Origin of the sequence: Shewanella donghaensis, assembly GCF_007567505.1 — a bacterium.
In the GTDB taxonomy this organism is placed as follows: domain Bacteria; phylum Pseudomonadota; class Gammaproteobacteria; order Enterobacterales; family Shewanellaceae; genus Shewanella; species Shewanella donghaensis.
Window position 1 is genome coordinate 220273 of sequence record NZ_CP041783.1, and the last position, 25910, is coordinate 246182.

The window sequence follows — 25910 nt, forward strand, 5'->3', positions numbered from 1 at the left end:
TAGCAGCGTTGGTTAAAAGAGTGCTCATAGTCCGCCTCCCATTTTAATTGCTGATATAACGGCTTGTGCCTTTTGACGAGTTTCGTCAGCTTCTGCTTGTGGGTTTGAATCAAACACCACACCTGCACCTGCTTGAATAAATGCCACATCATTTTTTACAAAGGCTGAGCGGATAACGATACAGGTATCCATATCACCAAGACCATTAAGGTAACCTACAGCGCCGCCATAACTGCCTCGACGGGCTTTTTCTGCTTCACGAACCAGTTGTGATGCGCGTACTTTGGGTGCGCCCACTAAGGTGCCCATATTCATACACGCCTGATAAGCATGCAGTGCATCTAAGTCTTCGCGTAATTGCCCTGTTACGCGACTGACTAAGTGCATCACATGCGAGTAGCGATCAACTTTTAATAATTCAGCGACTTTACGGCTGCCACTTTGGCTAATGCGGGCGATATCGTTACGGGCTAAATCCACTAACATTAAGTGTTCAGAAAGCTCTTTCTTATCAAGGCGTAGTTCAAGCTCGATACGACTGTCTAAATCAAAATCAATGGTACCATCAAGGGTTTTACCGCGCTGACGTGTGCCTGCTATTGGGTAAACTTCCACTTGATTACTGGCGGCATCATATTTGAGTGCGCTTTCAGGTGATGCGCCAAATAAGGTGAAATCAGGGCCGCGGAAATAAAACATGTAAGGGCTTGGATTGGTCAGTCTTAATGCGCGGTAAGCACCTAAAGTATTTGGGCAGGGCAGACTAAAACTTCTTGAAGGGACTACCTGAAAAATATCACCAGCAACAATATGCTCTTTTAAGTCGATTACCGTTTGTTTGTATGTTTCATCACTGATGTTGACTTGGGTTGTCGCATCAACGGTCACTAATGGCTCAACAGCTGCTAATGTTTGGCAATTTTCTTTAAGGTCATTAACCCGTTGAAATAGGGTATCAGCTAAAGCCATATTGTCTGAAAATTGGTGAGTAATGATATCGGCTTGCTGGGTTTGGTGGTCGACTAGTATTAACGTTTCAGCTAAATAGAATAAGTAATCAGGACAATCATTATCAGCATTAGGGACTTCAGGTAACGGCTCTACGGTATCAATCAAATCATAGGCCAATACGCCACCTAAAAATAAATCTTCAAAGGCATCTGTTTGATTGGTTTGAATGTGTTGAATAAACATTCTTAAACCATCAAGTGGAGAGGTTGATTTTAATCGCGCATCTTCATCTAATCGCTCAGCCACTTTTGCTAAATGTACCGTGATGACGTTATCTTGTTGCTGCTGTTCACTTGATTTGAAAAAGTCACTGATTGGTGCAAGTAAGCTCGCGCCGTTATCAGTTAATGCAGTAAAGGTGAGTTTATAACCATCACAACGAACCATCATTGCAGCATGGGTTAATACAATACTCTTTAGATGATCTTTGCTTTCTATTTCTGCTGACTCTAACAACATGGTATGCGGCGCGTTAGCAGTTATGTGTTGATAAAGACTCAATGGATCAGCGTGATACGCTAATGTCTGCTTTTGGGTTACCACATGGGAAAATTGATGCTTCATAATGCTTATTTCGCCTCCCTGATGTTGTACTTTTTCATACTGTATTCTCTTCATATTTTCTTGGTTTGCGTTAGTTGTATCGGAGAGTGCAAGCCGTAAATAGCAAGAAAGCCCACATCTCTGCGGGCTTTCTAGTAAAATCTTGTGTTATTTAAATCACCACAACGCTTCACAACCCGTTAATTTGGGAAGTGCCACCACCAACTGATGTTTAATGCGTTAAAGTTTGTCATTTAAATAGGTTCTCTTTTTAAGTTACTTGCAGGTCATGTCACTGCGAAGTTATATAATGGGTTCTTATCAATTGTACTTAAGTTTATGAGTAAAACATTTACTAATAAGATAGTAATAAAAACTCAAGTAAGTGCCTATAGAAGACCTTAGCTGGCGTTTAAAGTCAATTGAATATTTCTCAAATTTATTATTTTTTTGCTGTTAACGGCTAAAGGACTATCAATTGACTGAAAATGTAGCAAATAAACAGCACATGGCTAAGCATTCTAACAAAGTTTAAAGTACAATAACCTAATGATAACAGACACTCTATTGGCCGATCTTCACAGCCACACGACCGCATCTGACGGCGTACTCTCTCCAGCTGAACTTGTTGAACGTGCCATTGATAAGGGCGTACAAATGTTCGCTATTACCGATCATGACACTGTCGATGGACTGTCTGAAGCACATGAATTTAATAATAAGCATACAACGCCATTAAAACTCATTAATGGCGTTGAAATTTCTACACGTTGGAACAACTTTGATATCCATATTGTCGGTTTGAATATGGATATTACTGATCCTGTATTGCTTGAGTTTCTTATTCAACAACGTGAGCTGCGTGAGCTTCGCGCTAAAGAGATTGGCATACGTTTAGCAAAGGCTGGTATTGAAGGCGCATACGAAGGTGCAAAGAAATATGCTGCAGGCGCTGCCATAAGCCGTGGTCATTATGCGCGCTGGTTAGCCGAAAACGGCTATGCTAAAGATATGCCCAGCGTGTTTAAACGCTATCTAGCCCGCAATAAAACTGGTTATGTTCCAAATAATTGGGGTGATATGGCCAATGCCATTGATATTATTCACCGCAGCGGCGGCGTAGCAGTTCTTGCGCACCCAAGTGGATATAAACTATCGGGTAAATGGCTTAAAAAATTAGTCCGTGAATATAAAGAAGCGGGCGGAGATGCGATGGAAGTCGTATTAGGTCAACAAAGTATTGATGACAGAGCTAACTTGGTCGCGCTGAGTCACTTGAATAACCTTATGGGTTCAATTGGCAGCGATTTTCATTTCCCGAGCAATTGGATTGAGTTAGGTAAAAATTTATTCCAACCAGCTGGCATTCAGTGGGTATGGCAAGCAGAATCTTGGACGGAGCGAACATGAGCCAATTCTTTTATATACATGATGAAAACCCGCAGGCGAGATTAATTAGCCAAGCGGTGAATATTTTAAAACAAGGTGGGGTGATTGTTTACCCGACAGACTCTGGTTATGCACTAGGTTGCATGATGGGTGAAAAAGATGCGATGACCCGCATGGCGCGCATTCGTAAGATTGATAACGACAATAACTTTTCATTAATGTGTCGTGATTTATCTGAACTGGCAAATTTTGCCAAAGTGGACAATCAAGCCTATCGCTTACTCAAAAGTTGCACCCCAGGGCCTTATACTTTCATCTTTAAAGCCAGCAAAGAAGTGCCGCGCCGTCTACAATGTGCTAAGAAAAAAACGATTGGTATTCGCGTGCCTAATAATTTGATTGCGCTAGCCTTACTTGAAGCATTAGAAGCGCCGATTATGTCGACTAGCCTATTGATGCCAAATGAAGAGTTTGCTGAATCTGATCCTGAGCATATCCGCGATATTTTAGAGCACAGCGTAGATGCGATTATTCACGGTGGTTATCTTGCTGAAAACCAAACCACAGTGATTGATATGTCTGAAGGTGAGATTGATATCGTACGTGAAGGTGCGGGCGATATTAGCTTATTTGCCTAACGCTTTTATTTTTTGTCCCAGCAAGTTTTTTTGATAGTGGTTTCAACCACCGACAATAGTGCGTATAATCGCGCGTCTGGTATTTTTCGCCGAAAATTCCGTTGATTTCTGTTTCATTGCAGGCATTAAGCCCATTGAAATCTAGGCGATAAGCAGTCATTTGTACTTAGGGTTTTAGTGAAGTTATTCATGACCAAAGTCGGAAGATGAGTTTACTGAGTGATATAACTTAGTAAGCTGATTTTAAATCATTAAATTAGGGAACAATCAATGCAGGGTATCCAGAAAAGTTTACCTTTAGCTGTTGTTCGAGGCGAAGCGTTTGACGCAATGCCTAATGATTTGTTCATTCCACCTGAAGCGCTTGAAGTGTTTTTAGAAACATTTGAAGGCCCATTAGATTTATTATTGTACTTAATTCGTAAGCAAAAACTCGATGTAGTTGACTTACCTATTGAGAAAATTACCATTCAATATTTAGCCTATATTGAAATTTTAACAGAAGCAAGAATTGAGTTAGCAGCTGATTACCTAGTCATGGCTGCCACATTAGCAGAGATTAAATCACGACTTCTTTTGCCTAAAATGGCCACTGAAGAAGACGATGATGAAGATCCCCGTGTAGTGTTAATTCGTCAATTAAAAGCTTATGAAGTCATTAAACAGGCATCTGCCGATTTAGATGAACTACCAAGGCTTGAGCGAGATGTCTTTTTAGCGCAAGCCAAAGTCTCGCCAAATGTAAAACCTATGGTGATGCCACCAGAAGTGTCTTTAGTGGATATTGCACAGGCATTTTCTGACGTGCTTAAAAGAATCGATGCTAACGAGCATCACCATGTAAAACGAGAGTTATTATCGACTCGAGAACGAATGAGTCAGATATTAGCTTTGTTATCGACTGAGCATTATGTGCCATTTACTGATTTATTTAATGTCAGTGAAGGCCGAGCTGGTGTGGTAGTGAGTTTTTTAGCCTTGATGGAATTGGTTAAAGAGCTATTGGTTGAATTAGTTCAAAATGAGCCCTTAGCGCCAATTTATGTAAAAGCGTTTTAAGCTAGATTGTTCAAAATACGACAAAGGAAGACCATGCAAATAAACACGATTCAATTAAAACAATTAATCGAAGCGAGTCTATTTGTTTTGGGGAAACCGCTTACCGTCAAAGCATTAAAAGATACCGTATTAGTCAAATTTGATGTTTCTCGGGTTCGCATTAAAGAATGCCTCGATGAGTTACAACAAGATTATCAAGAGCGTGGGGTACAACTAGTCGAAGTGGCTGGTGGTTATCGCTTTCAAACCCAAGAGCTGTTAAGTGAATTCTTACAACCATTGTGGCAAGAGAAATCCCCTAAATATTCACGTGCGACGTTAGAAACCTTAGCAGTTATTGCTTATAGGCAACCGGTTACCCGCGGTGATATTGAACATGTAAGAGGTGTGGCCGTCAGCAGCCACATAATAAAGAGTTTAGCTGATAGACATTGGGTAAAAGCTGTGGGGCATAAAGAAGTTCCTGGGAGACCAGCACTGTATGCCACCACCAGTGAGTTTTTATCCTATTTTGGCTTGAAAGCGTTAGCGGATTTACCGTCGTTATCGGATGAAGAGTCATTGCAGGCGTTATTTGAGAAAGTCTCAATGACACCACAACAAACAGAAGAGTCGAACTAGATGAGCGAAAAATTGCAGAAAGTCTTGGCCCGTGCAGGCCATGGCTCCCGTCGTGAGATGGAGGCATGGATTGCTGCAGGCCGTATTAGTGTAGACGGAGAAATTGCCAGCTTGGGTGATCGCGTTGAAGCAGATGCTAAAATCCGCATAGATGGCCGTGCCATTACTATCAAAACCGAAGACGACATTATTTGTCGTGTGTTGGCATATCATAAGCCGGAAGGCGAAATTTGTAGTCGTAAAGATCCTGAAGGAAGAACAACGGTTTTCGAACGCTTACCAAAAATACGTGATTCACGTTGGGTAGCTGTTGGCCGTTTGGATATCAATACTTCAGGTTTATTGTTATTCACCTCTGACGGTGAATTAGCAAACCGCTTAATGCATCCATCAAACGAAGTCGATCGTGAATATGCGGTCCGTACTTTTGGCGAAGTGACTGAATCGAATGTTCAACAGCTTCGTAAAGGCGTGACATTAGAAGATGGACCAGCAAACTTTGATACCATTAAACCAGCTGGTGGCGAAGGCCTAAACAAATGGTGGCATGTGACCTTGAAAGAAGGTCGTAACCGCGAAGTTCGTCGTTTGTGGGAGTCACAAGAAGTACAGGTTAGTCGTCTAATTCGTATTCGTTACGGCAAGGTCGAATTGCCTAAATCATTACCTCGTGGTGGTTGGGTTGAACTTGATATGGAACAAGTGAATTACCTGCGTAAAGTCGCAGGTTTAGAAGCTGAAACACGTACCATGCTAGGCACTGACAAACACAGTGTAGCTCGTTCAAAAGTGAAAGGTGCTAAGATTCGTCGTGCAGTGCGTAAGCACAAAGCAGCGCCAGTACGAGCTAAGTCAACGCGTCAACGCACTTAATACTGCTTAAACCATTCGTTTATAAAGCGGAGTTGATTTTTAAAAGGCCACATAACGTGGCCTTTTTTATTGTCTGAAATTCAATGGCTAAACTTTTTTTCAAGTGAATGCTAACGCATTGCCATATCACGCTTACTTTATCTAACCTCTTCGATTTGTTTATCACTTAACGCAATAATTTATCGGTCATTTCTTGAAACTGTTTAATCTGCTAACTATATTTAATCTTGATGGTTTTTTCATCAGTCTTACTCACCTATAGTTGAAGGAATATTAAATGAAAAAGTTAATCTTGGTAGTGGTTGCTTGTCTTTTATATGGCTGTGCATCAGCACCAACATGGAAAGGAATGTCAGAAAGAGATATCGCGGATTGGAAAGCCATTGGTTTCGATGCCGCTAAAGCCCAGCAATGGAGTAAAAGCGGTTTTAATGCAGAGCAATCGCAGCAGTGGACTAAAGCGAGCTTTAATGTTGAATCAGCTGCTGATTGGTCAAAAGAGAAATTTAACCCAGAAGAAGCGGGTTCATGGAAGCAAGCTGGATTTAAACTTGATGATGCAGTAGAAGATCGTGCCAAAGGGTTAACGCCAGTTAAAATGGATAAGTAGCATGAAAATTGGCCTTGTGAGTATGAAATAGCAGCACTATAGAGAAAATTGCTGTTGAATTAGCCAAATAGACCATTTCTGTTAATTTATGCTTTACACCAGCGAGTGAGATCGCTATTATCTCGCTCGTTCGGAGAGATGGCAGAGTGGTCGAATGCACCGGTCTTGAAAACCGGCACGGGTTTATAGCCCGTCTAGGGTTCAAATCCCTATCTCTCCGCCATATTCAAGACGAAAGGCTCATCAGAAATGGTGAGCCTTTTTTCGTTTCTGGGTAGTTTGAACCCAAGGGTTCCTATTTCCAAAGTTTGCTATCTCTCCGCCATATTTAGAAAAGCCCGTTACGAAAGTAACGGGCTTTTTGCTTTCTAGAATTTACTGATGTGAACAACAGGTTTATAGCACCTGAATGTAGGGTACAAATCCCTATCTCTCCGCCATATTTAAGACGAAATGCTCATCAGAAATTATGAGCATTTTTTCGTTTCATGAACTTTTAAAAGCATTTGAACCCAAGGGTTCCTATTTCAGAAATACCCTATCTATCCGCCATATTTATGACGAAAGGCTCATCAGAAATGATGAGCCTTTTTCGTTTATTTTACGAAATTACTTGAACTATTAATCGCTGGTATTGCTGATTATTCTATTTATTAATGTACTTTTCGTATGCTCAAAATCGCAGTTTTAGTGCAGAAATGTAGGTAGAAGTAAGGTTGTGTAAAGTAGATGGTAACGCTTAGTTAAGTTTGTATATTGGGAAAATATAGTTCTGTGTGTATAGGTCATTTTTAGTGCAAGACGCATGATTAAAATGACTATTTTTTAGGGTTAACTATTGGTATATCGTCTGTTTTATTTCACTAATTGAGCTGAGTCAAAGCCTGATTTAAATGAATTATCTAGCCTATTTATTAGGGCTATAAGAATTTATTTCAGCTTAACTATGCCCGAAAAGCCAAACGTTAAATCTTTAAATATTCAATTGTAATATGACGTTGAATTAAGCCCTATAAACAGCTGCGCAGATTAGATAGATTTTTAAGAATGATTGAAACCCGAAGAGGTAAATGTCTGATGACACAATTTGGAAAATTAATATTTAAACGCTCAAGTGCAATGCTCGTCCTCCTAATGACTGCAAGCCTTATTACGGCCTGCGGCTCGAGTGATGAATCAAGTGAAGATCCTGGTGATGTTATTAATCCCAGTAATAATGCACCTATAGCAAGTGCTGGTAATGACCAAACGGTCGATACCGGTATGGTAGTGACACTTAACGGTAGTATGAGTTCAGATATAGATGGAGATCCGCTGAGTTACCTTTGGACGATTGACTCTGCACCAAATACTTCAGTGACGTTAACCAATGCTCAGAGCGTTATTGCCAGTTTCACCCCTGACAGTGATGGTGAATATGTTATTTCGTTAGTCGTTAACGATGGCAGTGATAATAGCCAGGCTGACACCATTATTATCCATAGCTCGAGCTCAAATACTCATAAAGCCTATGCCATTGTCGATACTAATCAAAGCATCTGTTATAGCTCGTCTACTGGGGCTGCAATAGCATGTAGCGGAAGCGGCTATGATGCCGATTACAGTGGTGTTCAGCCTAGCTATTCACTCAGTAATGATGGTCTGGTTGTTATCGATAATGTGACAGGGTTAATTTGGCAGCAAAGTAGCGATATCAATAGTGATGGCTTATTAAATTATGATGATAAGTTATTTCAGTCCGCGGCCGTGGCGCATTGTGACAATCTAACGTTAGCGGATCGAGACGATTGGCGTTTACCGAATGTTAAAGAGGCATACTCACTTATATTATTTAGTGGTAAAGACGCCAGTGACTACCAAGGGACAGACACTTCAACATTAGTGCCGTTTATTGATGGCGTTTTTGACTGGGCATTTGGTGATTTGAACTCTGCAAACGATCGCATCATCGATGGTCAATATGCTTCAACGACTTTATATAAAAGCACCACGATGAATGGTGACCCAACAATGTTTGGGGTTAACTATGTCGACGGTCGAATAAAAGGTTATCCAACCGATACTAAACCCTATTATGTACGCTGCGTTGCAGGCAATGAAGATTATGGTACCAATGAATTTGTCGCACAAGCTGATGGTACTGTAAGCGATATCGCCACGGAATTAATGTGGCAACAAAATGATGCTGAATCGAGTCATTGGGATGACGCAGTATCTCAATGTGAAACAGCCACTACCGGATCTTTTAGTGATTGGCGTTTACCAAATATTAAAGAGTTACAGAGTCTTATTGATTATTCAGTGTCACCAGATACCCATAACATGGCTGCAATCGATCCCATTTTTAACAGCAGTTCATTGATTAATGAAAAGGGAGAGATTGATTGGGGCTATTACTGGAGTTCAACCACGCATGTGGCCAATAGTGGTGATGGTAGTAACGCGACATATGTGTCATTTGGCCGTGCATTAGGCTACATGCAAAATACGATACTGGATGTTCATGGTGCAGGATCACAGCGCAGTAATGATAAATTAGATGTAGCAAGTGAACCTGGAGCAAGTTCGGCAGTTGGCGTTGATGGGATATTTTATTACAAAGGGCCACAAGGTGATATTTTACGTGCAAATAATAAACTCAGGTGCGTACGTGATTTCGAATCAGTTACCGCTGAACCAAAGCAATACACCTTATTTTCACCACTTGGCTCAACTGACACCTTTCTAATCAATACATTGGGCGAAACAGTCCATACTTGGCAAAGTGAATACCGCCCTGGGTTATCAGTGTATCTGACAGAAGAAGGGGAACTGTTACGTACAGGCTCCATTGACAGTAAACCTGATGTATTTGAAGGGCAATTTGGTGGTAGTGCCGGTGTCATTGAAATTCTGGATTGGGACAGTAATGTCGTTTGGAGTCAGTCACTCGCAACAGATACCTACATGAGTCACCATGATGTCGAGCAGCTTCCAAATGGTAATATCTTAGCCATAGTATGGGAAGCGAAAACAGCAGCTGAAGCGCTGGCTTTAGGTCGTACAAGAGTCACCGATGATACGTTATGGGCCGATGCGATATACGAAATTTGTCGTTCAAATAGTACAAATACCTGTACAGATGGTGAAATCGTTTGGCGTTGGAGTATTTGGGACCATATCGTGCAAGATGTTGATAGCTCAATTACCAATACTTACGTAAGCGATATCAATGAGCACAGTGACAAGGTGAATCTTAACCTGACCAGCGGTGGAGCTTCTTCAGATTGGACTCATATTAATTCGGTTGATTACAATGCTGAAACCCAGCAGATATTAGTCAGTGTGCATAATTTCAATGAATACTGGATTATTAATCATGACGCGTTAAATCAAGGAATAGTCTCTCGAGTCGGCAATCCAGCTGCTTACAATGGCACTGAAGAACAAATGTTATTTGTCCAACACGACGCGCAGTGGATTGAAGCAGGTTTACCCGGTGCAGGTAATATATTGGTATTCAATAATGGTAGTGGCAGATCTGATGGCGATTACTCATCCGTCGATGAATTTTGTGGTGTTAACACTAACTGCACTGAAGGTGAAATAGTCAGCAGTTACAGTGAAGGGGTTACTGGTGAGTTTTACGCTAGTCGCATATCAGGTGCACAACGATTAGCAAATGGGAATACCCTTGTATGTGAAGGGACTAAGGGCCGACTATTCGAATATAACAGTAGTCATGAAATAACGTGGGAGTTTGACTATGGTTCGCAAATATTCAGAGCGACTCGTTATGAAGGAGATTATTCAGGCTTGGAAAAATTAAACCTGTAGTTGGTATTATATAATTAAAATAGCTTAATAAATGAACAGTTGTTTTTGTTCTAACATTTTTCTCGATACACTGGATTCAAACATATATTTAACACCAAAGGCTCATCAATCATGATGAGCCTTTTTTATTAAGCTTAAAAAATCTTGGCTGATTGTTAAGAACTGAATTTGATCAGCGCATGGAGTAAAAGCTCTAACTTGCAGGTTAATTATTGAACAATTAAACCGTGTGCTTAGGAAATTAGTAATTACATTTTCAGTAAAATGCTGACTAACAACAGATGAACATAATCTCAAAAATAACGTAATTTTTAACAAAAAAATTGAAATACATCGTTTTTGAATGGTCTTACTCGCAATAAATGTTAATTATTTTTATTTGTGAGTTTTATTATTTTTTCAATAAATTTATTTTTTCTATAGTCAATAATGAATAAATAGTCTGATATTGATTCATTGATTGTAATGTTATTACATGGGTTTGTTCTTATTTTAAGCTTAATTAAAATATTTTGAGTAAGTGGCGGGTGCTAAAATAAGTCTTTAGAAAATATGCTTTATTTGTTTATGCGTAATAACTACATGGACAGTATTTACATTATTTTTTGATGTTATATAAACTTTAAGTTTTGACTGTTCTTTAGTGCGTTCAATCGGAGCTGACTCATATTGCAAAGGTGGCATATAAGTTTCATTTGTAGCGATTGATGCGTAGATGTTGCGGCTGGTTTGTAAAGATGTTTTTGTGATAGCGGTCACAGGGTTTAGCTTGCTATAGATGTGTGACTTACTTAACATTGGGTTGTTGATTTGGACGGGTTTTATAAAAAATAGTCGAAGTATTTGTTGATAAGTTGTAATTCATAGTGTGTTTTGTAAGCGCTGATATTTTAAGTAATCTTACCTTGTACTCATGTTCTTTTATTTATCAACCGGATTTAACCAAGCTAAATACCGTAATAATCAGTAGGGTTAAATCATCACTGTCTTCGTTTATTTGAATCTTTTGAATATCATTTTCGTGCTTATTTTTTCTAAATAACGTCTTTCGGTATTCTTCCTGCCTATAAATCAACCTCACATAAATAATTATTAAGTCAGAATTCAACCCACTATCAAAGAGGTTGAAATTTACTAATGGAAATAAACGCGATGATTAGAAAAACAGCCGTTGCAGTCGCCTTAGCTTCTTTATTTTGTATGAATGCTGCTAACGCAGTTTCAATATATGAAGAAGATAATGGAGATAACATTCATCTATATGGTGAAGTGGGTGTAGGGGGTCATTTTGGTACCAATTCAGATTACAACCATGATGAATTTTACGATACCAAAGGTTATGTAGATGACAGTTTTGCCACTTTAGGTGTTAAAGGCCAGCGTCAAAACTTTATCTACCGTTTAGAGTTAGATTATCAACGTCGAAATTGGCTTGGTGGTGACGGTGAGTTTGAACTGGCAATCGACAAAATGTATGTCGGTTATATATTTGATGATAATCATTGGATTGAACTTGGTTTAACTGATACTGCATTTGATGAATATGATCATTTTGGTGATTTTACTTTTAACAAATCTGTAGAAACTGGCGAAGCCGGTGACCAGGAAAATACCGTTAAATATGAAGCTAAATTTGAACACCTAATTTACGGTGTTTCATATTCATATGAAGGTAAGCATAAAAACGGCTCTCCACAAGGCGACATCGTCAATGGTTATGCTGGTTGGAAGTCAGACTTTGTTTCTGTTGTAGCGGGTGTTGAAGCGCGCGGCGGCTCTGAAGGTGACTCTAAGTATGGCGAGCAGCAGCTATTCGGTTTAGGTATGCGCGTTCACATTACTTCTGATATTGCTTTAGGTTTTAATGGCTTTATCGAAGATGAAGACTTAGCTATTCGTAAAAGTGGCGATGTTTATCTTGCTTATGAAACGTTCCGTAACTACGGCGTGACCCTAAGTGGTAAATATGACCTTACTGAATCTTGGGAAATTATCGCTTCTGCAAATCATGAGCAATATGAAAGCTGGGATGTTGAAAGTCCAGGTTTCGACTACACCGAGCTTCCTGCTGAGTACGGCAAAGATCGTCGTTGGGCAAGTTTAGGTTTCAACTTCCGACCTGCAAAAGACATCATTTTGTCAGTTGAAGGCCGAGTTGGCGAAGCGCCAGAAGCTGCTTATGCATATGCACGCATGTACTTCTAGTTTCAATCCCAGTTAACAAATATCGAGTTTACTATGAAGAAAAGTGTTCTCTCGCTGGCAGTAGCCAGTATGTTCAGTTTAGGCGCTAACGCAGCAGTTAACGATTTACTGATCACAGAAATGGTTCAGAAAAATTATGGTGCTGAAGTTGGCTCTGTAGAAATTACCAATACTCATGCAACTGAATCATTTACTTTTACCGATGATACCGCCGCATTTATGTGGGGTAACGGTAAGTACGAAAACCAAATGCTTGCAGCTGGTGGTGCGCCGCTATTAACGGGTATCACCGTTGAAGCTGGTAAGTCTATTGTGGTAATCAATGCTGCAGCTTCTGACGAATATAAAAAAATTATTACCGATAATGGTGGTGATTTTGTTATTGGTGAAGGCAATGGTTCAGGGACTTACAGCGACTTTTACCTAAGTGGTAATGACGGCTTTTACATCAAAAACGGTGACGTAATCATCGATCGTGTTGGCGCAGCTGATAACACCAGTGTTTGGGCTGAAGACACCACATTACGCCGTCGCCAAGACAGCGAAGGCAATGCACCTGCACCTTCAAGCGACTTTGATGCTTCTCAATGGGAAGTCATTAGTCCGCTAGATATGAGCACAGTTGGCACCCCAAATCTTGCTGACGCTTTTACCCCGTTCTTTTGCGAAAATTTAACAACAATCAGTGAAATTCAAGGTACTGGTGGTGAATCACCATTAAAAGGCCAGAGTATTGCTGTACAAGGCGTCGTGACTGCCGTTGTTGATATTCCTAAAAAAGGTTTCTATTTACGTGATGAAGTTGCTGATGGTAACCCATTAACTTCTGATGGTATTTTTGTTGAAAGCGGCAATGCTGATAGTCAGTTAGTGGGACGCACAGTCTGTTTAGGCAGTGATGTTGCTGACAATTACGGTCAAACGCAGTTAAGTGCAGAAAGCTGGGAAGTGACTAACAGTGCTTACACGCCAACGTTAGCGACAGATCTTGAAATGCTAGATTCAGACGGTGGTTCTGTTGAGACCATGCTTGAACGTTATGAAGGCATGCTAGTTAACTTACCTGAAGATATACGTCCACAAGCTGACGGTATCCATGATATGCGAGTATCACGTAGTTTCAGCTTTAACTTCGATAGCTTCCGCAACAACATGACCTTGGCATATTTACGTCCTAATATGCAGCCAAATCAGCTTAATGTTGCTGGTTCACCAGAATCTGTAGCGGCAGCTGCGCAAAACGATGATTATCGTTTAGTCATTGAAAGTGCTACGAAAGCTAGTAATGATGTTATCCCTTACTATCCTAACTTTGGCATTGCTCCTGCAGATAATTATGTTCGCATCGATGACAGTGTTGTAGGTATGGAAGGGGTTATTAGTTACACCTTTGGCAATTACAGCCTAACGGTAACTAACGAGTTAACCAGTACCAACTTTATCCATAATTTGCCAAGAACAGACAGCCCTGATATTGATGAAACGGTTGCAGATGACCAGTTTGCTATCCGTATTGCCAGTCAAAACTTGTTTAATTACTTTAATTCTCCATTTGGTGGCGATCAAAACCAATTCGGCCAAAGCCGTGGTGCTGATACCTACAATGAGTTCATCCAACAAAAAACTAAGTTAGTTGAAGCGCTTCGTGCTCTTGATGCTGATGCAGTAGGTTTGATGGAAATAGAGAACAACGGTTATGGTCTTAAAAGTGCTATTGCAGATTTAGTGAATGAAGTTAACGTTTACTACAACGACGAATATGCAAATAACCACGATAAGCCTTATTCAACTGAAAATCGTTATGTATTCGTTGGTTTTGATCATAATGGTAATCAGGTTCTTGATGCGTTAGATGCATTGGGTTCAGATGCTATTGCGACCGGTATTATTTACCGTCCAAGCAAATTAAGCATCGAACGCACGCGTGTTGTGACTATGCCACAACAAAAAGCACCGACTATCGTAAATGTTAATAACGAAGTTATTAAAGATGATAGAGATGAGATCTTAGAAAGCGGTCAAAACTATCATCGTGATGCACTTGTTGTGACCTTTGTGGTTAACCAAACTGGTAAACGTTTAACGCTTGCAGTAAATCACTTTAAGTCTAAAGGCTCAACGTGTTGGGAAGATTGGCAGGGTGTTGACTTTGGCGATGCGACTAAGTGGGAAGAAGATGCTCCAGATCTAGATTTCCAAGGTTCTTGTTCTGAGTTCCGTATTTCTGGTGCCGTTCGTTTAGCTGAAGAACTTAAAACGGTTGAAGGCGATAAAATCATCTTGGGTGATCTTAATGCCTATGCGAAAGAAGATCCTTTATTAGTATTAACTGAGAATCCTCGTAACAAAGCCCTAATGACTGCAAGTCATACTTTTGTCGGTACTAAGCCACAGTTCAACACTGATGGAGCACCAGTAGCGATTACAAGTAGCTATGGTTATATCGATATTATCTCTAAAGTTTTTGAAGAAAAAGGTAAAACACCTTGGAGTTATTCTTATAACGATGAAGTGGGTTCATTGGACCATATCTTAATTTCTCCATCCCTTGAAGACCGTATAATCGATGCATCGGATTGGCACATTAATGCTGCTGAATCGAGCCTTTACGATTACAACAATGAGTACAAAGGTGATTACGATAACGAAGTGAATAAGTTCTTTGCTGAAGATCATTTCCGCTCTTCAGATCATGATCCAGCACTCGTTACTTTAAGTTATACACCTGGTGAGGCTGATGCTAATCGTCAAATCCATTTAACCAATCTTAATAAGTTGATGAAAGTGCCATATCAGATCCCTGAGTCTGCTGGTGCGATGGCGGGTGATATTGCCATCATCAAGTTGACACCAAAAGATGATGAAGCTCAATTGGACTTAAGCCAATTGGTTGAACCAAATGTGGTGTTAACACAAGACGGTGAAACGTTTATTAACTTTGAAGTATTTGGCGCACCATCTGCACGTTATACCGCAAAAGTGTCACTTGAGCGTGATGGCAATGTGGTTGAAGGCTCTAAGGTTTCTTTAGATATAGAAGTGGCAAGTCGAGATGCATTAGTTGCTGACATCAAAGAAGAAAAACATGATGGTAGTGGCGGTAGCACTGGATTATTAAGTTTGTTATCCCTACTTGGTTTATCGGCGTTCCGTCGTCGTAATCGTAAGTAAGTTGAACTGAAAGGTGAGGTGTCAGTCAAGGCTGCGCCTCATCATTAAATAAAAGAGACGACTATGAATAATAAAATCAGTGCAGTCGCTAAAGCAGTTACTCTTCTTTTAGCAACAGCATCTACAGCCGCTCATGCAGATTTGGTTATTACCGAATATGTTGAAGGTGGTGGTAGTAATAAAGCCATTGAAATTTCGAACCTAGGCGATAGCAATATTGATCTAGACGCCGCTCAATATGCGATAACGCTATACTCGAACGGTTCAACAGAAGCTGGTAACTCATCAGTATTAACCGGTAATTTAGCACCAGGTAGCAGTATTGTTTATCACAATGCGAGTGCTGAAGATCAGTTTAAAGTGGGCATCGAGTCAACCGTTACTTATTTTAATGGCGATGACGCTTTATTGCTCACAAAAGACGGAACGATTATTGATCGTTTCGGCAAGCTAGGCGAAGACCCTGGTTCTGAGTGGACAGATGCAAGCGATGCTAATTTCTCTACTAAAGATAAAACCTTAAGACGTAAAGCGAGTATCACCACTGGCGATACCAATGCATCTGCAGACTTCCCTGGTACTGATAACCAGTGGGTTGTGTTTGATAAAGACACTAGCGATGGACTCGGTTGTCCTGGTGAAGGCGCTTGTACTGCTGAACCTGGTGTACTGCTGATTACTGAATACGTTGAAGGCGGCGGTAGTAATAAAGCAGTTGAAATTTCCAATGTGGGTGGCGGTGCAATTGATTTAGATGCTTCGGTTTATACTCTGAGCCTATTCGGTAACGGCAGTATTGAAGCTGGTAATACTGAAACGTTAACCGGTATGTTGAATGCAGGTGATAGCATTGTGTTTCATAATGCGAGTGCTGAAGATGCATTCAAAATAGGCACTGAATCAACCGTCACTTATTTTAATGGCGATGATGCGTTAGTGCTATTTCAAGACGGTGTAGTTATTGACCGTTTAGGAAAGCTAGGTGAACGACCTGATGGTGCTTGGACAGATCCAAACGATGCTAACTTTTCTACCAAAGACAAAACCTTAAGACGAAAAGAAAGTGTTACAGCTGGTGATACTGACGCAGGTGCTGATTTTCCTGGTAACAACAATCAATGGGTGACCTTTGATAAAGACACTGCCGATGGTCTAGGTTGTATGGGTGAAAGTGCATGTGGAGATACTCCCGTTGTGCCAGACCCAGATCCTGAAACGCCGTGTTCTGGTTGTGATGAATTAACGCCAGTAGCAGATCCTGCTACATTTGATACCAATGTTTACTACACAAATGTATTGACAGGCAGTTTTGATGATGCCGAAGCAATGAAGAATGCGATTTCTGTCGCTATCACAGCAGGTCATACACAATTGAGTTATAAGCAGGTGTGGACTGCACTGTCACATTCTGATGAAGATCCAGCTAATAGCAGTAATGTTATTGAGCTTTATACTGGTAAATCAGTATCTAAGCAAAATAATGGTGGCAATACCAGTGATTGGAACCGTGAGCACGTTTGGGCTAAGAGCCATGGCTTCCCAAGTGAATCACAACTCGGTTATACCGATGCGCATCACTTACGTCCTACCAATGTGAAAGTTAACTCAACACGCAGTAACTATGACTTTAATGAGTGTAGTGATACTGGGGTTGAAGTTGCTGAAGCGCCAGGTAACTATCTTGATGCGGCTGCTCGCTGTTTTGAACCAAGAGACGAAGTTAAAGGCGACGTCGCACGTATGATCATGTATATGGATACGCGTTACCAAGGTAACGATTCTAATATGCCTGATTTGGTTGCTGTAGATCGTATAACTACAGCTGATGAAGTGTCAAATAATGACCCGCTTCATGGCAAGTTGTGTACGCTTTATGCTTGGCATCAACAAGATCCAGCAGATGCAACAGATGCACAGCGTAACGATGCTATTTATACTTACCAAGGCAACCGTAACCCGTATATCGATTATCCAGAATGGGTACAAGCGGTATATGGCGAGCAATGTGGCGACCCACTTAATCCAGCTCTAGATGTTGATATGATTATTGTATCGCCAGAGAAGGTTAACGAAGGTGAATCGTTAACAATTGATGCTTCTGCAACTGTTGCTGCAGATGGTGCGGAGCTAACATTCAGTTGGGAACAAACTGCAGGCCCAGAGCTTGAGTTTGATGCGACGAGTGCGGTATTAGCATTATCAGCACCTGAAGTCAGTGCTGATACGCAACTGCAATTTACTTTAACAGTAAGCGACGGTTCTCTTGAAGCTACTGAAGTGGTTAATGTAACGATTGAGAATGTGCCTTTATCATTCGACATTAGCTTTAGTGGAAATACTGAGCTTAATGAAGGTGAAAACACTGTTATCACTGCGGCTATTGCTAATGAACCTGCAGGTTTAACCTATAGCTGGAAACAAGTTTCTGGCGCTCAAACTGATTTTACTGCAACGGGTCTTGTGCTAAATCTGACAACACCTGAAGTTTCAGTCGACCAAGCATTAGTGTTTGAACTTGTTGTGAGTGACGGAGAAGAAGAAACAAGTGCTTCTGTCAGTATCAATGTGGCAAACACGTTAGATGATGGTTGGAGCGAAAACTATAGCGCCGGCAGTTTAGGAGCAGGGCTTCTATTATTATTGCCACTGCTATGGCGCCGTCGTCAGTCTTAATTTAGTAAAATAAGTTAAGTTAAAACAAGTCTGATGATTATGATGCTAGCAGCTTGAATTAAGCTTAGTATCAAACCTTAAAAGCCAGTTATACGAAGTTTACTTTGTACGACTGGCTTTTTTTTGTCTTTATTTTTTGCATTAAAAATCTAGCCGGTTGTTTTCTACTTCGATCAAATAAAAAGCAGATACTAATAATTAATATCTGCTTTTATTGAATGAGCTATTAAATCTCTGTCTTTAGCTCTTTTCGTTTAAGAAGTTTTTAAACTTGAGGGGTAATCAAGTACTTCTCACCAGTAGCTTGCTTTGAATAACCCGCTATCGATTGTAATGTTAATACCTCTGCTAATGACACTTCATGGGTGTAGTGGCTTGCAAACGTTGTGGTGATTTCATCAGCAACACGTTTACGCATTGCCACGACAGTTTCAGTGCCTAGTTTGCCGAGAGCATTGAATAATAAGAATCCATTGACTCCCCATGCAAAACCAAAGTTACGATTCAGCGTAATAGGTCCACGGTTTAAAGCACCATAAATGTAAACTTGTTTGAAAATGTCAGAACCATAAACGCTATGTTCAGTCATATCACGAGATGCGGCAACTTCCATACAGTTAAGAATGTCACTGGTTAATTGACCGCCACCAATTGGGTCAAACGCAATAGTTGCACCGGTTTCAATAATCGCTGTAGTTAAATCAGTAAGGAAAGTATCACTACTTGAATTAACCACATATTTTGCGCCCATATCACGTAACAGTTTTTCCTGTTCAACTTTACGGACTATGTTAATTAAATCGACACCATCAGCAATACAAATACGGTTTAGCATTTGCCCAAGGTTAGACGCCGCAGCGGCATGAATAATGGCTTTATGGCCTTCAGCGCGCATAGTTTCAACCATTGCTAATGCGGTAAGCGGGTTCACAAAAGACGATGCGCCTTCTTTAGCCGTAGTGCCTTCTTTTAACGCTAAGCAGCTTCGTACATTGGCACAGATATATTGACGATAAGTGCCACCGCCAATTACAGCAACGGTCTTACCCATTAATGCTTGCGCTGCAGGAGAAGACCCTGCTGCAACAACGGTTCCAGCCCCTTCATTGCCAACAGCGGTTGCTTTACCCACACGTGTTTTAACTGCAGGCATAAATTGAGCCGGAACATTCGCGCTAATAGTCGGATTTTGTTCAGTGCCAGATTGTGCCGCGGTTGTCATATCAGCTGCGCTGAACAAAACGGCTAAATCAGAAGGGTTTAAAGGTGCAGCTTCAATGCGAATAACGATTTCATCGGCAGAAGGTTGTGGCATTTCGATGCTTGTTAAAGCCAGTGTTAGTTTATTGTCTTCACTGATTGTTGAAGTCAGTTGAATATTTGTATCAGTCATTTGATTTTGCTCCTGCAAATAATTAAATCTTTTGAACCAATAACGCTATTGTATTGGCCGTATTTTGTTCGTGGTTAAATTCAAGTACTCGTTTAAGTTTAAGTTTTAGTATTAGTCTTATTCTTGGATCTGAGCCTGCAGCTTTTGTATAAACAGGGGCATATTTGCCTGTCGGTCAGCCTCTATACTTTGGGCAATGGCTGATTGACTCATAGAATCATTCCACTGTTTCATACCAGGCACCTGTGCAAGTACATCCCAGTTAAGTTGGCTAGATGCAAATGCACTGACAATGGTATTTACGTGATAAACGTAGATGTCAGCCATCGTAAATTTTTCACCAGCAATCCAAGGTGAAAACTGACCCAAGCGACTTAGCGCGATAACGCCACGATTTAATACTTGGCGTACTTCAATCGCTACCGATTCAGGTATGTCGGTGCCTGAAAATACATATGGAATAAATCGTCTGCTTGGCAGTTCAAAATAGAGTTCAGCTATTTTCATGATTTGACGTACAACTGCGCGTTCACCAGCATTTTCAGGGTGTAGCTGCTGCTCATTCGATGTAGGGTAATTCTCTTCAATAAAATCGCAAATGACACTCGACTCTGAAATATGAAGCCCCTCAGAGGTTGTAATAACGGGGACTTTTCCTGCAGGACTGATTGCTAACAACGCATCACTACCAGCGTAAATAAGGTTTTCTTGGAATGGCAGTTCTTTGTATAGCAGTAAATGTTTTACGAGGTTGTAATAGTTGCTAGCAGCAAAACCATTCAAAGTAATCATAAGTCAGCTTTCCATCATTATTGTCAAATTTTTTATTAGGTTACAACTGGATTATGGTTGCAATGTTTAAGTTAACCGCATTATTACTTGTTTTAATGTGGTGATATATAGAGGTAAATGTGAATCACTGTTGCTTTAAAGACAATAATAAGACGGAGATACTCTGCTATTTAACTCATAGTAAGCTTAGTAAGCACTACTATGGCATTTGTGACACTAAAAATTATCGCACTGCTTAATATGCCAAAATTGAAAAATTCAGTATTGGAACGACAGGTATAGCTAAAAAAGGGGGCTCATTAGATATTCTTTATAAATTACAATTTTTTGTCATAAGTGTAGCTGTATGAGTAATGCCAGCTAATCAATGGTTGTTACTAGATATGGTTTTTTGTGAGCTAGAATGTTTAAATGTTGTTGCGAGGCGTGTGTAAATCAACAGGTTCAGCTCTAAAAACAGATTAATTAAAGGAATTTAATTGTGAATAACGTAGCTAAAATCAAAGTAGTAATGAAGGAAAAACTTGTCAGAGGGCTTATCGGCGGTTTGGTTGGAACTATTGTCTTTACCCTCATGGGACAATACATGGCACCGAAGTTACTTGGTCAGCCGATGGATGTAGCAGCGCTTATGGCGCCAATGTTAGGAGGCTCTCATACCTTAGGAGTCATTGTACATTTCATCATGGGAACTTTTCTTTTTCCTATGGGTTATCTGATGGTAGGCATTTTAAATTTAAAAGGACCAGCTCCCATCCGAGGTGCAATATTTTTAACCGCCATTTACCTAGGCGCGATGACGGTAATGATGCCAATTTTGGGCCAAGGTTTATTTTTTAACAGTATGCCTAAAGCTATGGTCGCATTAGTCGCACACATTGTATTTGGTTTATTGATGGGTGCCATCATTGGCAAACCTAACAAGTAAGATCTGGTGTCACTGCTCGCGCACAAATGTTGAAAAAATACTATGAGAAGTTGAATCTACAAAAGCGTAGAATATTACCACCATGATTAATGGTGTGAATTAGAATGTTCTACTGTGCTGTAGTGGCTGGGTAAAATTGGCCGCTTGCTTAGATGTTTTCTGTATAAAATTTTATCTGAAATAAATTGAGCCGATGTTACTTTCTAGCTTACTTTTGGCCATAAACGGGTTAGGGCGGCTAAGTGGTTCTGCCCCATTAATAGTTAGTTCCTAAGCCATTAACGGTTAACTCCATTTGTATTCCCATCGAAAAACTTATGTATAGCAATATTGTCAGCCTATAATTTAACTTCCTACATAGTTTATTTCTCATTTTAAAAGCAAATTTTCACCATGTATAGTTGATGTTGTTTAACTGGTATTTTATACAGTAGTATTTTTTTGTTCGCCGAATTGTAGGCGGAAATGGCGAAAATTGTGCGCGTTTACACTTGTGTGATAATTAAATGTTACATAATATCAACCGGTTAGCTCTTTTCGGGTTTAGATAAGAGGTCTAGAAACCGCGCATGCGCGTTAACACCATAGGTGTATTAGGCTTATTTTCATTTTTAGCTTTTAATACAAGAGTTTGTCTGTGCGCGTTTTTACTGGTCTAATGAGTTAAACGCGCATGCGCACTATACAAATGTTATGTTTGTAGTCAAATTTGGTGCATTCAATGGATGATGTGAAATACTTGAAAATCATGGATAAAGATATGGAAATTGGCAAAATTCCTGATTCAGGTGATCCCGTAGAAAATGCTAAGAGATATACTCAATTTTTAAAAGACAAAAACTTGTATGTTGAATTTAGTCAATCAACACTAATGTTTAAACAAGCTAGAGCTTTTGCAACAATAGCTAGGGATATACATTCAAAAAGTTTACACAAACCTCCCTTTAGCCAAGAAGCTTCGGCACCATTTGTTGTTAATTCAGCTTTTGCATGTGAAATGTATTTAAAAACACTCCAAAACATTTATGGCAAAGCCGAAGAAATTCATAGCTTAAGCTCTCTGTTTAAACACTTGCCAAATAAACTCAAAGATAAAATCAACAAATTAACCAAAGAGAAGAGTGTTGAGTTTCAAATTCCAAGTAAAACACTTTTTAAAGACCATATAAAAACTATTTCGAATGCTTTTGTTGATTGGCGATATATTTATGAACAAGAGAGCGCAACGGTAAATATAAGCGTAATATTATTAATATTAACTGTACTGGATACGCTTGCATGTAGTGAAGTAAAACAAACATAACAAGCTGTTAAACAAGGACAAAAAACAGTTGGTTTTTGCTCCTTCGTCGCTAATTTTAACCAACTATTTTTTGCCTGTTAACAGGGCGTTACATGTCTATCAAACTATGGAGTTAAAATGACATCAAAAAAAGAAAGCGTAGCTAGTACTATCCAATTGGCTGTTGCTTTAGTAATAGGGTTACTAGTTGGAATGGTGTCATTTTATTTACTAAAAGGGATAGGTGATTATTCCAATATATTCGCTGCAGTTTTAGGGGCATCAATAGCATTACTTGTCCCAATTTGGCAAACGTATGTTATTCAGAGATCAAAGCTAGCGATTGAAGTTAATGGAATTAGTCGAAAAGTTTCAGATAAAGCAAAAGTATCGTTGGATGAACACTCTGAGCTTTCCTATTTACGAAAGATGAAAGAAGAAGATACTCCAAGATTTGTTTTTATGAATGGAGGGCCAAAACGAACATCTCAAGATCGCTCTGTGACCCTTGATGAACTTGAAGAATTATTACAAAGAGCAAAACAAGAGCTTAAAGATTTCCCTGAAAAAATTGCAGATAGAAAAAATGACTTGGAAAAACTTAGTGTTTTCACTCCAGATAACTTTTCTAAACATGAATGTAATAAACTCAACAGACCTTTACAAACAGAAATTGACTTCAATGTCACTGATATTGCTTTAACACTAAATGAATTCAAGCAATCTTTTGAAGAGAAGCTTTCGAATATCAAAGAGAAATATGATGAACTCCAGTCATCTATTCCTGAAATTGATCGAAAGGTTACTCAAATAAAGGAAGAGTTAATCTCTAATAAGTCTTATTTTGAAATATCAGTGACTTTAATAAATTCTGGTCGACTTAACACCTCCATAAAACGACCTGCTTTGTTTAGAGTTTATATAGGTAGGGAAAATTATATAGACTTAAAATTAACGCTTAGTGATTTTGAGACAAAATCGGAAATTGCTCCAAACTCTACGGTTGTAGGTACTTTTTCTTCGACAGATATATCTCAACTTCCAGAAGAAGATAGAAAACTAATAAATACTTATTGGGGGCAAAGTGTTCAATGTAAGTTATTTGTTGAAGATGTTCATGGAGAAGCAACAGCATCGAATTCAATAGCTTTCTCTGAAGGGCTATACCAAAAAATCATCTTTGATAGGCTTGCTGTTGTCGCAACTAATGAGAACATGTAACAGATAAGGATAGGCCGCGCGTAGCCGCGTCCTTATCCCAAGTGTTGAACAAGCCCGAGTGATACCTTTATAGTGTAAATATCGGCGTAAGAGCTTACGCTTTTTAGGTGTGTGCTGAGCAGTAACATTTTTCACTAGCCGCATCTATCCCCTAGCATCAGCACCGTCAGCTAATTTCGTTACCTAGAAATATCAATACCTTAGCACCTCCTTATACTTTTCTTGCTCCGCATCTTAACTGTTAACTTTTTAATCCTTGTGCTTAAACAGTGGCGTTAGGTGTCGTTGTTTTTTGGCTAATAAAGCTTGTCAGTCGTGCATGCTTATTCCCATTCCTTTGTTGCAGATAGCCCATAAATACCATCGGTTTTCTGCAGCATGGGCAAGGCCGTACGGCTTGAGTTTTTGTGGGGTTTTCGAGCGGCATTAATGCCGTCCCAGCTACGGCTAACATCAAGCGTATTCGTTGCCGTAGCTTGGCTGCACAGCCTCTCAACAAGCCACTCTCATTGTTAAGAGTCTCTGACTCGCCTTAACCTTTAGGTAGTACGTGCTGCAGGACTAGCCATAGAAATTGGGTGACTGGCAAGGTGCGGATTTCAGTGGTGTTGGTTTGGCTATTTTGATACTCAAAGCTGATTTGTCCATCGATATTGCTGACGATATTTTTATCGGGTAACACACCGCGATAAAGGTATCTCGACAGGTACTTGAGCGCAGGCAGCCCTTTGCCAACGTGTTGACAGTCTACCACCCACTTTTTGGGTATCGAGCTAGGCTGTTTTAGATTAAGTTTTGCCAGTTGCGCCAGCAGTCTTGCTCGCCACAGGTTGGCCAGGTTAAAGGCGTTGAACAGGTATTTACCCTTGTTCTTTTTCCATTGTTTTTTGCGTTTATCAAAACTGCCTGCCGGAATGATGAAGTGAATGTGCGGGTGCTTCTTATAACACAAGGGTCACGCCTGCGGTTATGGGTATGCAGCACGCCCGTAAACCCTATTTCACCGCCCAATTGTTTGGCGTTTTTGGCAAAGTCTTTTAGCACGCTTGCGGCCACCGAGAACATGGCTTGATACATTAACTCTGGTTGGTGTTTAGTGATGTTTCGCAGTTCATAAGGCAAGGTGAACGTCACCATGTAATATTCTACGGGCAGGAGTTTAGCTTGCTGTTTGTTAAGCCAATCTTCAGTGGTGTTGTGCTGGCATTGCGGGCAACTGCGATGACCACATGACAGCGGAAAATCAGCAGTATGAGCTCAACCCTGACATGCCCACTGGCTGGTTCGCTCAGTGTTGCTGCGACAATTTAGCATGGCGAAAATAGCTTGGCGCATGGATGATGTAATTTGACCATCATAAGCTTGATTAAAGTCATCAAGGTGGTCGCGCAAAAGTTCAATGAACTTCATAGATCACACTCCCACTTGAGCACCAAATTATCAGTCAGTTGGTTAATGGATAGAGCAGTATTTTTTCGCGTGATAGTGGTGAGGCGGGTATAACGGGCGGTGGTATTAAGGCTGTTGTGGCCGAGCAGGCTTTGCACTGAGCGCAAATCTAACCCTTGCTCTAACAGATGAGTGGCGTAGCTGTGGCGCAAATTATGTGGGCTGATGGACTTATGAATATTGCACTCAGGGATAACCCGTTTTAAGGCTTTTTCCTTCTGATTTTAAAGTAAGTT

At 40.2% G+C, this 25910-nt stretch carries 17 protein-coding genes, 1 tRNA gene and 1 pseudogene; 14 read left to right on the forward strand and 5 right to left on the reverse strand.

Features of this window, described 5'->3' with window-relative positions; genetic code table 11:
• Nucleotides 1-24: 24 nt before the first annotated feature.
• Nucleotides 25-1575, reverse strand: a complete 1551-nt coding sequence (locus FPK91_RS00960; RefSeq protein WP_144206822.1) for an anthranilate synthase component 1 — start codon at nucleotides 1573-1575, stop codon at nucleotides 25-27.
• Nucleotides 1576-2103: 528 nt separating this feature from the next.
• Between FPK91_RS00960 and rnm the strand changes: the two genes are divergently transcribed.
• The 11 genes from rnm (at nucleotide 2104) to FPK91_RS01015 (ending at nucleotide 18609) form a co-directional block, all read left to right on the forward strand.
• The gene (gene rnm, locus FPK91_RS00965; RefSeq protein ID WP_144206824.1) at nucleotides 2104-2964 is read left to right on the forward strand and encodes an RNase RNM; all 861 of its coding nucleotides are present in this window, start codon (nucleotides 2104-2106) and stop codon (nucleotides 2962-2964) included.
• On the forward strand, nucleotides 2961-3581 hold the full coding sequence (locus FPK91_RS00970) for an L-threonylcarbamoyladenylate synthase (protein WP_144206826.1): 621 nt from the start codon (nucleotides 2961-2963) through the stop codon (nucleotides 3579-3581). Before rnm ends, FPK91_RS00970 begins: the two co-directional genes overlap by 4 nt.
• Before the next feature lie 270 nt (nucleotides 3582-3851).
• On the forward strand, nucleotides 3852-4640 hold the full coding sequence (locus FPK91_RS00975; protein WP_144206828.1) for a segregation and condensation protein A: 789 nt from the start codon (nucleotides 3852-3854) through the stop codon (nucleotides 4638-4640).
• A 33-nt stretch (nucleotides 4641-4673) separates the two neighbouring features.
• Entirely contained in the window at nucleotides 4674-5261 is a 588-nt protein-coding gene (gene scpB / locus FPK91_RS00980; protein ID WP_144206830.1) for an SMC-Scp complex subunit ScpB, read from the forward strand.
• Entirely contained in the window at nucleotides 5262-6134 is an 873-nt protein-coding gene (gene rluB / locus FPK91_RS00985) for a 23S rRNA pseudouridine(2605) synthase RluB (protein ID WP_144206832.1), read from the forward strand. It begins immediately after the preceding gene.
• A gap of 277 nt (nucleotides 6135-6411) precedes the next feature.
• Nucleotides 6412-6744 (forward strand): hypothetical protein, encoded by a 333-nt coding sequence (locus FPK91_RS00990; RefSeq protein ID WP_144206834.1) that lies wholly within the window; start codon nucleotides 6412-6414, stop codon nucleotides 6742-6744.
• A gap of 132 nt (nucleotides 6745-6876) precedes the next feature.
• Nucleotides 6877-6967, forward strand: a tRNA-Ser gene (locus FPK91_RS00995).
• Nucleotides 6968-7821: 854 nt separating this feature from the next.
• Nucleotides 7822-10560, forward strand: coding sequence for an Lcl domain-containing protein (locus FPK91_RS20890; RefSeq protein WP_158638055.1), 2739 nt, complete (start codon nucleotides 7822-7824; stop codon nucleotides 10558-10560).
• Nucleotides 10561-11712: 1152 nt separating this feature from the next.
• Nucleotides 11713-12765 carry a porin gene (locus FPK91_RS01005; RefSeq protein ID WP_144206836.1) on the forward strand — a complete coding sequence of 351 codons (1053 nt, stop codon included), beginning with the start codon at nucleotides 11713-11715 and terminating at the stop codon, nucleotides 12763-12765.
• Between the two features lie 33 nt (nucleotides 12766-12798).
• Nucleotides 12799-15936: an ExeM/NucH family extracellular endonuclease gene (locus tag FPK91_RS01010; RefSeq protein WP_144206837.1), complete on the forward strand. Its 3138-nt coding sequence runs from the start codon at nucleotides 12799-12801 to the stop codon at nucleotides 15934-15936.
• Between the two features lie 63 nt (nucleotides 15937-15999).
• The gene (locus tag FPK91_RS01015; protein ID WP_144206839.1) at nucleotides 16000-18609 is read left to right on the forward strand and encodes an endonuclease; all 2610 of its coding nucleotides are present in this window, start codon (nucleotides 16000-16002) and stop codon (nucleotides 18607-18609) included.
• Nucleotides 18610-18874: 265 nt separating this feature from the next.
• Here FPK91_RS01015 and FPK91_RS01020 read toward each other — a convergent pair whose 3' ends face one another.
• Nucleotides 18875-20002, reverse strand: coding sequence for a zinc-binding dehydrogenase (locus tag FPK91_RS01020; protein WP_144206841.1), 1128 nt, complete (start codon nucleotides 20000-20002; stop codon nucleotides 18875-18877).
• A gap of 117 nt (nucleotides 20003-20119) precedes the next feature.
• Nucleotides 20120-20794, reverse strand: coding sequence for a glutathione S-transferase family protein (locus tag FPK91_RS01025; protein ID WP_144206843.1), 675 nt, complete (start codon nucleotides 20792-20794; stop codon nucleotides 20120-20122).
• Nucleotides 20795-21275: 481 nt separating this feature from the next.
• Here FPK91_RS01025 and FPK91_RS01030 point away from each other — a divergent pair, with 481 nt between their 5' ends.
• The 3 genes from FPK91_RS01030 to FPK91_RS01040 all read left to right on the forward strand — a co-directional run bounded on the left by FPK91_RS01030 (nucleotide 21276) and on the right by FPK91_RS01040 (nucleotide 24225).
• Nucleotides 21276-21722 (forward strand): DUF2938 domain-containing protein, encoded by a 447-nt coding sequence (locus FPK91_RS01030; RefSeq protein WP_144206845.1) that lies wholly within the window; start codon nucleotides 21276-21278, stop codon nucleotides 21720-21722.
• 721 nt (nucleotides 21723-22443) lie between these two features.
• Entirely contained in the window at nucleotides 22444-23025 is a 582-nt protein-coding gene (locus FPK91_RS01035) for a hypothetical protein (protein WP_144206847.1), read from the forward strand.
• Between the two features lie 117 nt (nucleotides 23026-23142).
• A complete protein-coding gene (locus FPK91_RS01040) occupies nucleotides 23143-24225 on the forward strand; it encodes a hypothetical protein (RefSeq protein ID WP_144206849.1) in 1083 nt (360 codons plus the stop codon).
• Between the two features lie 262 nt (nucleotides 24226-24487).
• On the opposite strand, the pseudogene FPK91_RS01045 reads toward FPK91_RS01040, so the two are convergent.
• A pseudogene (locus FPK91_RS01045) lies at nucleotides 24488-25635 on the reverse strand (IS91 family transposase).
• Nucleotides 25632-25868, reverse strand: coding sequence for a tyrosine-type recombinase/integrase (locus FPK91_RS21025; protein ID WP_227006736.1), 237 nt, complete (start codon nucleotides 25866-25868; stop codon nucleotides 25632-25634). Before FPK91_RS21025 ends, FPK91_RS01045 begins: the two are co-directional and overlap by 4 nt.
• Nucleotides 25869-25910 lie beyond the last annotated feature (42 nt).

Excerpts from the sequence above, each read along its gene's own strand:
- FPK91_RS01025 (WP_144206843.1), bottom strand. The coding sequence starts at position 20,794 with ATGATTACTTTGAATGGTTTTGCTGCTAGCAACTATTACAACCTCGTA.
- rnm (WP_144206824.1), top strand. The coding sequence starts at position 2,104 with ATGATAACAGACACTCTATTGGCCGATCTTCACAGCCACACGACCGCA.
- FPK91_RS00975 (WP_144206828.1), top strand. The coding sequence starts at position 3,852 with ATGCAGGGTATCCAGAAAAGTTTACCTTTAGCTGTTGTTCGAGGCGAA.
- FPK91_RS01010 (WP_144206837.1), top strand. The coding sequence starts at position 12,799 with ATGAAGAAAAGTGTTCTCTCGCTGGCAGTAGCCAGTATGTTCAGTTTA.
- FPK91_RS01035 (WP_144206847.1), top strand. The coding sequence starts at position 22,444 with ATGGATGATGTGAAATACTTGAAAATCATGGATAAAGATATGGAAATT.
- FPK91_RS00960 (WP_144206822.1), bottom strand. The coding sequence starts at position 1,575 with ATGAAGCATCAATTTTCCCATGTGGTAACCCAAAAGCAGACATTAGCG.
- FPK91_RS20890 (WP_158638055.1), top strand. The coding sequence starts at position 7,822 with ATGACACAATTTGGAAAATTAATATTTAAACGCTCAAGTGCAATGCTC.
- FPK91_RS01015 (WP_144206839.1), top strand. The coding sequence starts at position 16,000 with ATGAATAATAAAATCAGTGCAGTCGCTAAAGCAGTTACTCTTCTTTTA.
- FPK91_RS01040 (WP_144206849.1), top strand. The coding sequence starts at position 23,143 with ATGACATCAAAAAAAGAAAGCGTAGCTAGTACTATCCAATTGGCTGTT.
- FPK91_RS00990 (WP_144206834.1), top strand. The coding sequence starts at position 6,412 with ATGAAAAAGTTAATCTTGGTAGTGGTTGCTTGTCTTTTATATGGCTGT.
- rluB (WP_144206832.1), top strand. The coding sequence starts at position 5,262 with ATGAGCGAAAAATTGCAGAAAGTCTTGGCCCGTGCAGGCCATGGCTCC.
- FPK91_RS01005 (WP_144206836.1), top strand. The coding sequence starts at position 11,713 with ATGATTAGAAAAACAGCCGTTGCAGTCGCCTTAGCTTCTTTATTTTGT.
- scpB (WP_144206830.1), top strand. The coding sequence starts at position 4,674 with ATGCAAATAAACACGATTCAATTAAAACAATTAATCGAAGCGAGTCTA.
- FPK91_RS01020 (WP_144206841.1), bottom strand. The coding sequence starts at position 20,002 with ATGACTGATACAAATATTCAACTGACTTCAACAATCAGTGAAGACAAT.
- FPK91_RS00970 (WP_144206826.1), top strand. The coding sequence starts at position 2,961 with ATGAGCCAATTCTTTTATATACATGATGAAAACCCGCAGGCGAGATTA.